9 protein-coding genes are annotated in these 12,734 nt (G+C 58.0%); 4 read left to right on the forward strand and 5 right to left on the reverse strand.

The features are described 5' to 3' along the window. Positions 1 to 167: 167 nt before the first annotated feature. Complete coding sequence (locus M5B42_RS14925) at positions 168 to 989, reverse strand: carbon-nitrogen hydrolase family protein (RefSeq protein ID WP_248746278.1); 822 nt, start codon at positions 987 to 989, stop codon at positions 168 to 170. 152 nt (positions 990 to 1,141) lie between these two features. Here M5B42_RS14925 and M5B42_RS14930 point away from each other — a divergent pair, with 152 nt between their 5' ends. The 4 genes from M5B42_RS14930 to M5B42_RS14945 all read left to right on the forward strand — a co-directional run bounded on the left by M5B42_RS14930 (position 1,142) and on the right by M5B42_RS14945 (position 7,869). Continuing rightward, positions 1,142 to 1,942 carry a LuxR C-terminal-related transcriptional regulator gene (locus tag M5B42_RS14930; RefSeq protein ID WP_152740927.1) on the forward strand — a complete coding sequence of 267 codons (801 nt, stop codon included), beginning with the start codon at positions 1,142 to 1,144 and terminating at the stop codon, positions 1,940 to 1,942. A 356-nt stretch (positions 1,943 to 2,298) separates the two neighbouring features. Then, positions 2,299 to 3,858 (forward strand): glucan biosynthesis protein D, encoded by a 1,560-nt coding sequence (locus tag M5B42_RS14935; protein WP_248746408.1) that lies wholly within the window; start codon positions 2,299 to 2,301, stop codon positions 3,856 to 3,858. A 5-nt stretch (positions 3,859 to 3,863) separates the two neighbouring features. Next, the gene (locus M5B42_RS14940; protein WP_248746279.1) at positions 3,864 to 6,161 is read left to right on the forward strand and encodes a glycoside hydrolase family 3 N-terminal domain-containing protein; all 2,298 of its coding nucleotides are present in this window, start codon (positions 3,864 to 3,866) and stop codon (positions 6,159 to 6,161) included. 88 nt (positions 6,162 to 6,249) lie between these two features. Further along, a complete protein-coding gene (locus M5B42_RS14945) occupies positions 6,250 to 7,869 on the forward strand; it encodes an FMN-binding glutamate synthase family protein (RefSeq protein WP_248746280.1) in 1,620 nt (539 codons plus the stop codon). Between the two features lie 39 nt (positions 7,870 to 7,908). Here the strand turns inward: M5B42_RS14945 and M5B42_RS14950 are convergent, their stop codons facing one another. From M5B42_RS14950 to M5B42_RS14965, 4 genes are read right to left on the reverse strand one after another with little or no spacing between them, the layout of a single operon-like run. Next, positions 7,909 to 9,474, reverse strand: a complete 1,566-nt coding sequence (locus tag M5B42_RS14950) for a glycosyltransferase family 39 protein (protein ID WP_248746281.1) — start codon at positions 9,472 to 9,474, stop codon at positions 7,909 to 7,911. Positions 9,475 to 9,500: 26 nt separating this feature from the next. Continuing rightward, entirely contained in the window at positions 9,501 to 10,982 is a 1,482-nt protein-coding gene (locus M5B42_RS14955) for a glucosyltransferase domain-containing protein (protein ID WP_177102800.1), read from the reverse strand. 19 nt (positions 10,983 to 11,001) lie between these two features. After that, complete coding sequence (locus tag M5B42_RS14960) at positions 11,002 to 11,964, reverse strand: glycosyltransferase family 2 protein (RefSeq protein WP_248746282.1); 963 nt, start codon at positions 11,962 to 11,964, stop codon at positions 11,002 to 11,004. Beyond that, positions 11,961 to 12,341: a GtrA family protein gene (locus M5B42_RS14965; protein ID WP_248746283.1), complete on the reverse strand. Its 381-nt coding sequence runs from the start codon at positions 12,339 to 12,341 to the stop codon at positions 11,961 to 11,963. The genes M5B42_RS14960 and M5B42_RS14965 overlap by 4 nt, the downstream gene beginning before the upstream one ends. Between the last annotated feature and the right edge of the window lie 393 nt (positions 12,342 to 12,734).

The raw sequence follows: 12,734 nt of genomic DNA on the forward strand, positions 1-12,734 counted from the left end.
GCGGTACTACGAAATTCTTGTTTTGAAAAAACCCCTGAGAACACCGGGAACCTGTAGGAGCAGGGCTTGCCCGCGAAGCTTTTAGCGGTCTCAAGGGCCTCTTCGCGAGCAAGCTCTGCTCCTACAGTCCTATGCGCCTGGAAGTCCGGATTTCCAGGCGGAGTCAGTCAATCCTTGGGAATCAGCAACTCCCTCGCCCCGTTGGCATGCTCGATGACCTCGCCCGGCAAACGCAGGCGCTGGTCATCCAGATAGCGATAGTCACGCCGCGCCGCCGCCAGTTGGCTCAGGTCCAGTTGCACCGTGAATTGCCCTTCCTCACGTCCGGCTTCGAACAGCAGGCTGCCAAACGGATCCACCAGCGCGCTGCCACCGGCGAACAACAAGCCGCCGTCGCCCTCCTCCACCCGGTTGACCATCAGCGCGAACGCCTGGTTTTCCTGGGCACGGGCCATGATCGCGGTGCGATGGGTCGGGCCGTAGGGGTCCATGTTGCCGTTGGTGACGATCAACAACTCGGCGCCCAACTGCGCCAGGGCGCGGGCGGTTTCCGGGAACTCGATGTCGTAGCAGATCAACAGGCCGACGCGGATGCCGTTCCACTCAGTGGTGACGTAGCGATCGCCAGCGGTGAATACGCCACGATCCGAGGCCCACAGATGGGTCTTGCGATAGCGCAGGGCAATGCCTTCGGGGGTGATCAGCAAGGTGCTGTTGTAGAACTGCCCGGCGTCGCTCTCGGCGATGCCAATCACCACGGCCAGGTTGCGTTCCCGAGCGGCCTGCTGCACGGCCTGAACGGTCGGGCCATTCAGCGGCTCGGCGACAGCGGCCACGGTCTCGGCGGACGGAAAGCCCATCAGGTGGGTTTCCGGGAACACGATCAACTGCGTATCGGCGGCGCAGGCCGCGATGGCCGCCAGGGCGCGCCCGAGGTTGTAGGCGGTATCGTTGTCCCGGCCCGCAAGCTGGGCAAATTCGACCTTCATGGATTTTTCCTTGTTTTCTATAGCCGGCCAGGCTCAATGACGGCGCCGAGCTGGCAGAATGAGTGCCCGGCCATTGTGTGTGGGTCCAGTATGCGCACCGGGGGTGGGCCGTGGGAATTACGCGGCCGGGGTAACCTGATAGGGGTAGATGAATGACACTGATCCTGGACGACATCGCCTGGCACCGTGCGATGGGGCAAATGATCGAGGCCCTCGACAGGCCGAATTTCTGGACGCAACTGGTGCGCCTGCTCGACCAGTACGTGACCTTCGACAGCTGGGTGGTGCTGCTGTTCAGCAACGGCCGGCACCCGGAAGTGTTCGCCGAATGCCCGGGCGAGGACGGCGGCCCGGATCAGTTGTTCCAGGATTACCTGCGCGGCCTGTACCTGCTCGATCCCTTCTACATCGCCAGCCGCGAACAGCAACGCACCGGCCTGTACCGCCTGCCGGAGGTCGCGCCGGAGCATTTCGAACTGACCGAGTACTACCAGCGCTACTTCCGCCTGAATGTGGTGGCCGATGAAATCCAGTTCAACTGCCAGCTCGACGGCGACCGTACCTTGTGCCTGTCGCTGGGTTCCACCACGCCTTTCAGCGCCGAGCAGATCGCCCTGCTCTCCTTGATCCAGCCCTGGGTCCTGGCGCTGCTGCGCCAACGCCTGCCCTACGAAACCCACGAAGCCGTGACCCAACCGAACACCGCCGGGCAAGTCGACTGGCGCACACAACTGGAAGCCTCGGTGCAACAGCTCAAGGGCGCGCAACTGACTGCCCGTGAACTGGATGTCGGGCGGTTGATGCTCAGCGGTTGTTCAAGCAAGGAAATCGCCCGCAAGCTGGAAATTTCCATCGAGACCGTCAAGGTCCACAAGAAGCACATGTACAGCAAATTGGGGATCAAATCCCAGTCGGAGCTGTTCTCGATATTCCTGCAGGCCCAGCGGGCCTGAGCCATCCAATAGCTCAATGGCTGGATAACCGCCGGTCAGAAATGATCACGACCTGTCATTTCTGACAGTAGACAACCGGCCGGTCCTGATCGAACACTTCCCTCACGAACTGATGGAGTTGCTGTACGCCGACTGCTTGCCTGTACGAAAGGAAAAGACGCCAGGACCGATCCCCATGGGAGCGGTCCCCGCCAGGGACAGGGGAGCCAGTGAATTCGAGCGTTGACGCTTGCGTTTTCACTGATCATTGTCGGCGGGCCACCATGTTTACACGTCGCTCTTTCCTGGCATTTGCAGCACTTTCCCCCTTGTTCGCCGCACTGGGTCCACGACAGTCGGCATTGGCCGATGAACCGCTGAAATTGGGCGACCCGGCCCCCTTCTCCTTCGACAGCCTGATCAAACGCGCCGAAGAAACCGCCCTGAAACCTTATGTCCTGACACCCACGGTGCCGGAACAACTGCTGTCCAGAATCGACTACGAAGCCCACGGCAAAATCAGATTCAATCCGGACCATGCGCTGTTTGCCCGCGGCCCCGGACAATTTCCAGTGACCTTCTTCCACCTGGGGACGTTTTTTCGTTTTCCCGTGCGGATGCACGTCGTCAAGCAAGGCAACGCACAGGAAATCCTCTACGACGAAGCGTATTTCGATATGCCCGCCGACAGCCCCGCGCGACAGCTCCCGGCCAACAGCGGGTTTGCCGGCTTTCGTATCCAGGAAAGCCGGCTGGGTCATGAGAAAAACCTCGACTGGCAACAGAACGATTGGCTGGCATTTCTGGGCGCCTCGTATTTCCGCGCGATTGGCGAGTTGTACCAATACGGCCTTTCGGCGCGCGGCATCGCGCTGGAGGTCGCACAGGCCAGCACTGCCGAAGAGTTTCCCAACTTCTCGAATATCTGGTTCGAGTCCCCGAGCGATGACCACAGCCGGAGCATGACCCTTTACGCGCTGCTCGAGGGCCCGAGCATTTGCGGCGCGTATCGGTTCGTGATCCAGCGCGACAAAGGAGTGGTCATGGATATCGAGACGGCGCTGTTCCTGCGCCAGAACGTCGGCCGCTTCGGTATCGCCCCGTTGACCTCCATGCACTGGTTCAGCGAAGCCGCCAAACCGACCGCCGCCGACTGGCGTCCCGAAGTCCATGACTCCGACGGCCTCGCGCTCTGGACCGGCAGCGGCGAGCGTATCTGGCGCCCGCTGAACAATCCGCCGCGCACCATGGCCTCGGCCTTCAGCGACCAGCACCCCAAGGGCTTCGGCCTGCTCCAGCGCGACCGCAACTTCGACCACTATCTGGACGGCGTGCATTACGAGCGGCGCCCCAGCCTTTGGGTCGAACCGCTCGGCGACTGGGGCGAGGGCAGCGTACAACTGGTGGAGATCCCCACCGACGACGAGATTCACGACAATATCGTTGCCATGTGGGTCCCCAAGGAGCCTGCCGAGGCGGGTAATCGCTACCGTTTGAGCTATCGCCTGCACTGGCTGGCGGACGAACCCTATCCCTCCCCCCTCGCCCGGTGTGTGGCGACGCGCCTGGGCAACGGCGGTCAGCCCGGTCAACCGCGACCCAAGGGTGTGCGCAAATTCGTCGTCGAGTTCAAGGGCGCGCCGTTGGAAAAACTGGCTTCGGGAGTCAAGCCCGAAGCCGTGCTCGGATCATCGAGAGGGACCTTTTCCAATGTGTTCACCGAAGCGGTGCCGGATGGCGTGATCGGCCACTGGCGGGCCGAGTTCGATTTGAGCGTCGAAGGGCAGGACCCGGTGGAAATGCGCCTGTTCCTGCGCCTGGACGACAAGACACTGTCGGAAACCTGGCTCTATCAGTACCACCCGTTCGACTCCCGGCCCGGGGCGATTGCACGACAGGCGTCGGGAATCACGGCACTGCCCGGGCACAGGGTCTGAATGTCATGAGTCTCTTTCGCTTGATCCTGGCAGCGCTATCAGTAGCCTGCATCGTGGGCGCTTATGCGCGGGCCGAGTCGTTGTCCGACAAGCAGCAGTTTATTGAACAATTGCTCACGCAGATGACATTCGAAGAAAAAGCCGGGCAACTCACCCAACTGGGCGTACAGAAACACCCCACCGGCCCGGTCGTGGAAGACGGCGGCGAAGAGGCGATACGCAGTCCCGGGGTCGGTTCCCTGCTCGGGGCCTACGGCGTGCGGGACACCCGCCAGTTACAACGCCTGGCCGTGGAACAATCGCGCCTGCATATCCCCCTGTTGTTCACGTTCGATGTGATCCATGGTTTTCGCACGATTTTCCCCGTGCCGCTGGCCGAAGCCTCGGCCTGGGACCCGGATCTGGCACAACGCACCGCCCGTGCCGCCGCCATTGAAGCCAGTGCCAGCGGCGTACACTGGACCTACGCCCCCATGGTCGATATTGCCCGAGATCCCCGTTGGGGACGCGTCGTGGAAGGGGCCGGAGAAGACCCCTTCCTCGGTGCCGCACTGGCCGTTGCACGGGTGCGCGGCTTTCACGGGAACGGGCCACCCGACCCGTCCACCTTGCTGAGCACCGCCAAGCATTTCGTCGGTTACGGTGCCGCCGAGGGCGGGCGAGACTACAACACCAGCGATCTCTCAGAACGCACCCTGCTCGAAACCTACCTCCCACCCTTTCGCGCCGCCGTGCAAGCCGGGGTGGACGCCATCATGCCTGGATTCAACGAGTTGGCCGGCGTCCCCATGCACGCCAATGGTCCCTTGCTCAAGGACAGGCTACGTGAGCAGTGGGGCTTTAACGGCATCGTGGTCAGCGACTTCACCGGTGTGCGGGAACTGATGCAGCACGGTATCGCCGCCACACCGACGGCGGCGGTCAAACTCGCCTTCGCGGCCACGGTGGATATCGATATGGTCAGCGGTCTCTACGCCCGGGAGTTACCGGCCATGGTGCGCAGCGGCCAAATCCCGCAACGTGCCCTGGACGATGCCGTACGCCGTGTACTGGAGGCCAAGCAACGGCTTGGGTTGTTCGAGGATCCTTATCGTTACAGCAATGCAGATCGTGAAAAATCCAGTCTGCTGACCCCCTCAACACGCGCCCTGGCCAGGGAGGCCGCCCAGAAATCCATGGTGTTGTTGAAAAACGACGGGGCCTTGTTGCCCTTGCACAAGGACCTGGCAAAACTCCTGGTGGTAGGCGCGCTTGCCGACGACAGACTCTCCACCCTCGGCCCCTGGTCAGGAGATGGGCGCGCCGAAGAATCGATCAGTATTCTGCAAGGCATCAAACAGGCGGTTTCGCCCGCCACGCGGGTGGTCTACCTGCCGGGGGCGTCGCCCGATGACGCCGACCTCTCCGGCATCGACAAGGCGCAGCAAGCGGCCGCCGATGCCGATGTGGTGATTGCCGTGCTCGGCGAGCGCGCGGACATGAGCGGAGAAGCCCACAGTCGCTCCTCCCTCGGTTTACCCGGGGCCCAGGATGCCCTGCTGGCCCAACTGGTCGAAACCGGCAAGCCCTTGGTGGTCATCCTCATGAACGGTCGCCCGCTGGCCATTCCCAGGATGGATGCACAGGTCCCGGCGATTCTCGAGGCCTGGTTCCTGGGCAGCGAAATGGGCAACGCCGTGGCCGATGTCCTGTTCGGCGACGTCAACCCCAGCGGCAAACTGCCCATCACCTTTCCACGCACGGTAGGACAAGTACCCATCTACTACGGCCACAAGAATACCGGACGACCACCCAGTGACGAAGAGCCCTACACATCGACCTATATTGACCAGTCCTGGAAACCGCTCTATCCCTTCGGTCATGGACTGAGCTACACGAGCTTCGCCTACGACCCACCCCAGCTCAGCAGCACCCGACTGACCGCCGATGACACCTTGCAAGTCAAGGTCACGGTCCATAACACCGGGGAGCGCGAGGGTGAAGAAATCGTGCAACTCTACCTGCGCGACAATGTCGCCAGCGTGACCCGCCCGGTACGCGCCCTGCGCGGCTTTACCCGGGTGAAACTGAAGCCGGGCGAGGCCCGTACACTGGACTTCCTGCTCGACAAGGACGACTTTGCCTTTCTGGACAACTACTATCTGCGACGGGTGGAGCCTGGTACGTTTACCGTCTACATCGGGGGCAGTTCCGCCACCGACAATCAGGCAAGCTTCGAAGTGACCCGCCTGGCCCGGGTGGTCGGCCTCGGCTCGGCTATCCCGCGCATGCTGCGCACACCCGCGAACACACCCCACGAGTGACAGGGATTTCGGTGACACACTTTGTATCGCTTTCCCGAGAGGTGCAGAATGCCAGACCTCCCGACGAGTCCGAACCAAAGGAAACCGTATGAGCCTGTCCCTTCTGAGCCGCTACGCCTTCTTTGCCGGTTGTGTGATCTTCACCCTCGCCAGCTTGCCGTTCCTGGCGTATGACTGGCTGTGGCCGTTCACCCTGCTGACCGGCTGCCTGAGCCTGCTGGGCCTGTTTGACCTGCTGCAAAGTCCCCACGCGGTACGCCGCAACTACCCGATCCTGGGCAATATCCGTTACCTGGTGGAAGGCATCCGCCCGGAAATCCGCCAGTACCTGCTGGAATCCGACAGCGATGCCCTGCCCTTCTCCCGTTCCCAACGCTCGCTGGTGTATTCGCGGGCCAAGAACGAAAGCGCCGACAAGCCCTTCGGCACCCTGATCGACGTGTACCAGGGCGGTTTCGAATTTATCGGCCACTCCATGCGCCCGGCGCCGCTGAGCGACCCGAGCAGCTTTCGCGTCATCGTCGGCGGCCCGCAGTGCAAGCAACCGTACTCGGCCTCGGTGTTCAATATCTCGGCGATGAGCTTCGGCTCCCTGAGCGCCAACGCCATCCGCGCCCTGAACCAGGGTGCCAAGCTCGGCAACTTCGCCCATGATACCGGCGAAGGCAGCATCAGCCCCTACCACCGCGAGAATGGCGGCGACCTGACCTGGGAACTGGGCAGCGGTTATTTCGGCTGCCGCACCGCCGATGGTCGCTTCGACCCGGAACGCTTCGCCGCCCAGGCCCAGACCCCGCAGGTGCGGATGATCGAAATCAAGATGAGCCAGGGCGCCAAGCCCGGCCATGGCGGCATCCTGCCCAAGCACAAGGTAACCAAGGAAATCGCTGAAACCCGCGGCATCATGATGGGCGAAGACTGCGTATCGCCATCACGGCACAGTGCGTTTTCCACACCGGTCGAGATGATGCATTTCATCGCCCAGTTGCGTGAGCTGTCCGGCGGCAAGCCGGTGGGCTTCAAGTTCTGCCTGGGCCACCCGTGGGAATTCATGGGCATTGCCAAGGCCATGCTGGAAACCGGCATCCTCCCGGACTTTATCGTGGTCGACGGCAAGGAAGGCGGCACCGGCGCGGCACCGGTGGAGTTCACCGACCATATCGGCGTACCGATGCGCGACGGCCTGCTGTTCGTCCACAACACCCTGGTGGGCCTGAACCTGCGGGACAAGATCAAGCTCGGCGCCAGCGGCAAGATCGTCAGCGCCTTCGATATCGCCAGCGTGCTGGCCATCGGCGCCGACTGGGCCAACTCGGCGCGGGGCTTCATGTTCGCCATCGGCTGCATCCAGTCGCAGAGTTGCCATACCAACAAGTGCCCGACCGGTGTGGCGACCCAGGACACCTTGCGTCAACGCGCCCTGGTGGTGCCGGACAAGGCCCAGCGGGTGTTCAACTTCCACCGCAATACCTTGAAGGCACTGGCCGAAATGCTCGCGGCGGCGGGGCTGGAGCATCCGGCGCAGCTGGAAGCCAAGCATCTGGTACGGCGGATGTCGGCGACCGAGATCAAGCTGTTCTCGCAGTTGCATGTGTTCCTCAAGCCGGGGGAGTTGCTGACCGGTGAGGTCAATGGCGAGTTCTATTCACGGATGTGGCAGATGGCACGGGCAGACAGCTTCGAGCCCAATGAAATGGCCGTCGCGTAAAAAGAGTAAGAGCGCCTGGCCGCCAAGAGCCAGGCGTCTTTATTCACACCTGACGGGGTTATCGCCTGGCACACTCCCACAGATCTCATACAACCCCAGAACATTATCGCCCATCACTGTTTGCGTGATCGAATGCCAGCGACGGGGAAGATCAACCTCGTCACCCGGCTTTTTATAGGCGTAGTCCAGCCACCATACTCGACCTGTTGCCGTTTCAAGACGATCGAGAGACTCAACATAAGTGTCATCGCCATATTTCATCATCGGGGCAGAAAAGCCTGACGCGATGGGCCGATGGCCTGATGACGACGAAAAGTGCAACAACAGCTTCCGGTGTTTATCGTTGTAAAAATGCCCAGCGTAAAAGAGATAGGCATCGCTCACCACCAATACATCACCGCTCATTGACTTGACGTTAAAATCCTCCATCAGCTCAGCCAGCCTATCGTCAGCCATCCGGTAAGGGTTGTTCATTGTATGTTGTTGACTATAAACATGACTCAGGCCGAAAACCTCTACCGCTAAGCATACGCCCAACGCCATGACAAACCCCCATCTATTACGCAGCTTATCCAGCGCTATCGCCACAAGAAGAGGCATCATCACCGCAGAAAAAAACAAATAGCGTTCTACAAACACAGGTATATAGAAAGAGAATAAAAAAACGACCATCACCGTTAAAAAACCGCATATGACAATCAGCGTTTGCACAGCGTACCGACTGCGGTCTTGCCACACCACGATACCTCCGGTCGCCACATACACGATCGGCACCAGCCAGTAAATAAATGCATTGCAACCACGCCCATCGTTAACGATCAAGAATCTCCATATCGCCGATGGCAGGCTATAACCGGAAACGGGCTGAATCCAACTCACGCCAAAGGTGTTCAACTGGGTAAAAACACTTGACAGCCATGGTAAGTAAAGCAGGACAATCACTCCGTTCGCCAGCCACCACTGAGGCCTCTCTATGCCTCGATGCCGCCCATAAGCCGGTAGACGGATCAACAGCAGGTACAGCCAATGGGAAAGCGCGCAGAAAATCGAAAAATAATGGGTATAAAGTCCACTCACCATCAATAAAACATACATCACCAGGTAGCTACTTTTTTGCGGTTTGAGCACCCAGTACACCAACGCAAGGGTGGCGCCCGTCAGTTCGGCGCCCATCAGCGCATACATGCGCACATCCTGGCTGTAGCGAACCGCGATAGGTAACAACGCCAGCAACAAGCCCGCCGTTATTGCCGCTCGCGGTGTTGAAACCATCCGCACCAGCCAAATGCCAAGTCCGACGTTGACGACGCCAAGCACGGCACTGAAGCCTCTCGTCCAGATCAACGCATTGCTGTCGGTCAGTGCGATCAGCCCATGCAGGAGCATATAAAAAAGAGGGGGATGTACATCGCGGCCACTTAACGTCCAGATATCAGCCAGCGGATAGGCAATCAACTCCAGAGTAAAACCTTCATCGGACCATATGGAGGCGTTGCTCAACAGATAAAAACGCAGCACTGTCGACACGCTAATAATCGCGAAAACCCACCACCCGATGGCATGTGAACGCGGGGCCGTCACGGCAATTGATGGGATATCACTCATGACGCCACCACTCCTGGACGTTCAGCCTACGGCTTGATCCGTTTCATCATGATAAGTCCTTCTTCCCCACTAAGATAAATGTCATAGAACTTATTATTCACCACCGGCATACCGAAGTCATCGAGTTTATCTTTACTGAGATACGACTCATCAGCGCCCTCGACATTATCCATACCCACTCTTAAAAGAGCCGCTGAACTGACTGCCGCACCCTGCCCCATGATATCGTCAATACCGGGCATTACCGCCAGCGTGCCTTGAGCGGCCGGTACCCAACCTGAATCGTCATCCTGCAAGTGAAATTTTTTGACCTTTCTGAGTTCCACACGGCTGAAAACATCGTAACTCAGATTAAATGAAATTGTCTTTTCCATCTCCTGCCTCATCATCAGTACCCGCCCATAGGCGTAGGAAAAGGACAACATGTACAGCAACGGCACCGCTAGCAAAACCCCGGCTTGTGGATGACACCTCACCAACACCGAAGCACTTAGATAAAACAAGAACATCAGAAGTACCGAAGCCCCAACCAGTGTCCGCGCCCCCAAATTAAAAGGTTCGAACACGAGCATGATCCCGTGAATGGACAGCCCCAGCACACCCAGCAACACACTGTACAATAAGACTCTTATTAATTTTTCTCGAACCCGAATATCAGATCTGAGCATTTCAACAATCACCCAGCAATAGCCGACTGCTGCCACCCCTGACAGGCACAGAACAAGCCCATAGCTTGCGCCGACGAACGCCTCCGGGATTCCGTCGAAAAACAACATGATTCTCGAACCGATTTCCGCGATCGCGGAGGCGTCCAACTTAATCAGTGTCTTACGTTCATCGCCCATTAAAGGGTAGGCCGTTACATAATAAATAACGACACCAATCCCTAACTGAAGCAGTTTATCACCTGTTACCCTGAAGATACGCTCAAGAGGCTCGCCCCTCTCCAGCAACCTGAACACCTCAATACAACACAATCCCACAAATACGTTGATCATAGGCTGATAGAAAGCCGTGAGCACAGCCACCAGTAAAGCCGGTATCGCCGTTCGTTTCCAGAACACCTGCTCTTGGTAGGTCACCGCCAGGATGCTCGCAACAATACCGAGTATCATTGACGGCCCATCATACTGATAAGTCAGATTTTGCAGGAAGAATGGACAATACAGCAAGGGCAAGACGACTAGACAACGGCTGTATGTCAAGTCAGTAAAATAATGCCTGGAGAGACGGGCCAAAGCCAATGCCAATACTGTGATCGCCAGCAGGAGGGCTAACGGAAACATATTAGGCGCGGCATGACTTAACGATAATAGCCCATACAGAATATCCGTCAGAACTCGTCCCTCGTCGGAAAAGTCTGCCCTGGCAAATACAGAACGCCAACCATCATCAATATAGAGATAGTCTGACAATATAAAGGGGAGCACATATAAAAAACTGACAATCAGGTAAAAAGCTACCGCCTCACCTTGCGACAGCTGCTTCTTTAGAACATCAAACTTCATAGCCCACCACTGCCCCTTTTTATTTCACGCTCGACTGCCGAGAAAGCAAACCACCAGGCTTCCCTGAAACCACATCTTTGACAACATATCTGGGCCGATGTTTAGACTCCATGTAAATTCGCCCTATATACTCCCCCAGCACCCCAATCCCGATCAGTTGCACACCGCCCAAAAACAAAATCGCCGTCATCAACGACGGGTACCCCGGCACATCATTACCAAACAGTATCTTGTCCAACGCCATATAACCGGCATATAGCAACGCCAACACTGAAACCCCGCCGCCGATATAACTCCACAGACGCAACGGCAGGGTACTGAACGAGGTGACCCCGTCGAGTGCCAGGTTCCATAACTTCCAGGCATTGAACTTGCTCCGGCCGCCGACACGGGACGCGCGATCGTATTCAATAATGGCGACCGTGAAACCGGCCCACGACAGCACGCCTTTCATGAACAGTGGCTGTTCAGGTAACGCCTTGATCACGTCCACCACCTTGCGGTCCATCAGGCGGAAATCGCCCACATTTTCCTCGATATGGGTGTAGGCGATGTGCTTGAGCAGGCGGTAGAAGAGCGAGGCACTGTGTCGCTTGAGGTAACCATCACTGGAACGATCCCGACGCTTGGCCAACACCACATCAGCGCCGTTTTGCCAGGCCTGGAGCAATCGGGGGACAACCTTGATCGGATCCTGCAGGTCAACATCGATGGGGATGACCGCCTCACCGCTGGCAAACTCAAGGCCGGCGAACAAGGCCGGCTCTTTACCGAAGTTTCGTGAAAAATTGACCAGCACCACATCGTCGTCCATCAGTGTCAACGCACGAGCGATGTTTTCCGTAGCATCTAAACTACCGTCATTGATAAAAACAATTTCGATCTGGTAATGATTCAATCCAGGCTCTTGTCTGACGGTCTGGTAAAAAAGCTCAATGGTCTGTTCTTCATTGAACAGCGGAACCACCAAAGAAATTTTCACGTCGCCGTGCCCCGAAAGACCACGTAGCTGGCATAAAAGTAGCCCACCACCAAGCTGACGCCTGAAAAGACGAACAATGTCACGATGCCGGGCATGGCCAACTCATCCCCAAGCCAGCCGATTGCCAGACTCAAAAAAGCCATGAAACCGATAAACGACAGATAGCGCGCCCAGGATGCAGCGCGCTTGAAGTTATATCGCGAGTTGGCATAAAAGGAGAAGGTCGCTGCCACTGCAAAGGCACAGACATTACTGACAAGCTGACCAACCGACAGGACGCTGTGCAGCGTCAGGAAGACGCCCCAGTGGATCAACGTATTAAGAACGCCAATATAAACGTAGATCGAAAAATGCTTGGGCAACACACACACGGCCATGTCCTTGATTCCGCAGCCGGAAAGAAATACCCGCCCGATAAGAGCCGAGGGGCGCTTCCACGTACAACGAAACGCCAGCGTGGTGATAGTTCAACACTAGGCCGCATCAACAGGTCTGTCTACTGTCAGAAATCACAGGTACAAGCGAGTCCCCTTATGGCCTGAGCACTGCGCCGCCACTTCCGACCCGTACACACCTGTTATTTCTGACAGTAGGCAGGTCTGTCGGGACACTCTAGTGTCAAGTTCCTGCCCCGTGGATATCCGTTGCCATAAAAACATGGACGCCAAGAAACGGCATGAGGAAGCTCCTTCCCGCCTGCTCTGCCTGTCTGAAAAACACCTCTGCTGGCAGGCAACCCTCGACACAAAATTGTGACATTCAGTAATACC

The sequence above is a fragment of the Pseudomonas sp. MWU12-2037 genome (genome assembly GCF_023242345.1).
Taxonomy (GTDB): Bacteria; Pseudomonadota; Gammaproteobacteria; order Pseudomonadales; family Pseudomonadaceae; genus Aquipseudomonas; species Aquipseudomonas gingeri_D.

Coding starts and splice junctions, on each gene's coding strand:
- M5B42_RS14925 (WP_248746278.1), bottom strand. CDS start 989: ATGAAGGTCGAATTTGCCCAGCTTGCGGGCCGGGACAACGATACCGCC.
- M5B42_RS14930 (WP_152740927.1), top strand. CDS start 1,142: ATGACACTGATCCTGGACGACATCGCCTGGCACCGTGCGATGGGGCAA.
- M5B42_RS14940 (WP_248746279.1), top strand. CDS start 3,864: ATGAGTCTCTTTCGCTTGATCCTGGCAGCGCTATCAGTAGCCTGCATC.
- M5B42_RS14945 (WP_248746280.1), top strand. CDS start 6,250: ATGAGCCTGTCCCTTCTGAGCCGCTACGCCTTCTTTGCCGGTTGTGTG.
- M5B42_RS14950 (WP_248746281.1), bottom strand. CDS start 9,474: ATGAGTGATATCCCATCAATTGCCGTGACGGCCCCGCGTTCACATGCC.
- M5B42_RS14955 (WP_177102800.1), bottom strand. CDS start 10,982: ATGAAGTTTGATGTTCTAAAGAAGCAGCTGTCGCAAGGTGAGGCGGTA.
- M5B42_RS14965 (WP_248746283.1), bottom strand. CDS start 12,341: ATGGCCGTGTGTGTGTTGCCCAAGCATTTTTCGATCTACGTTTATATT.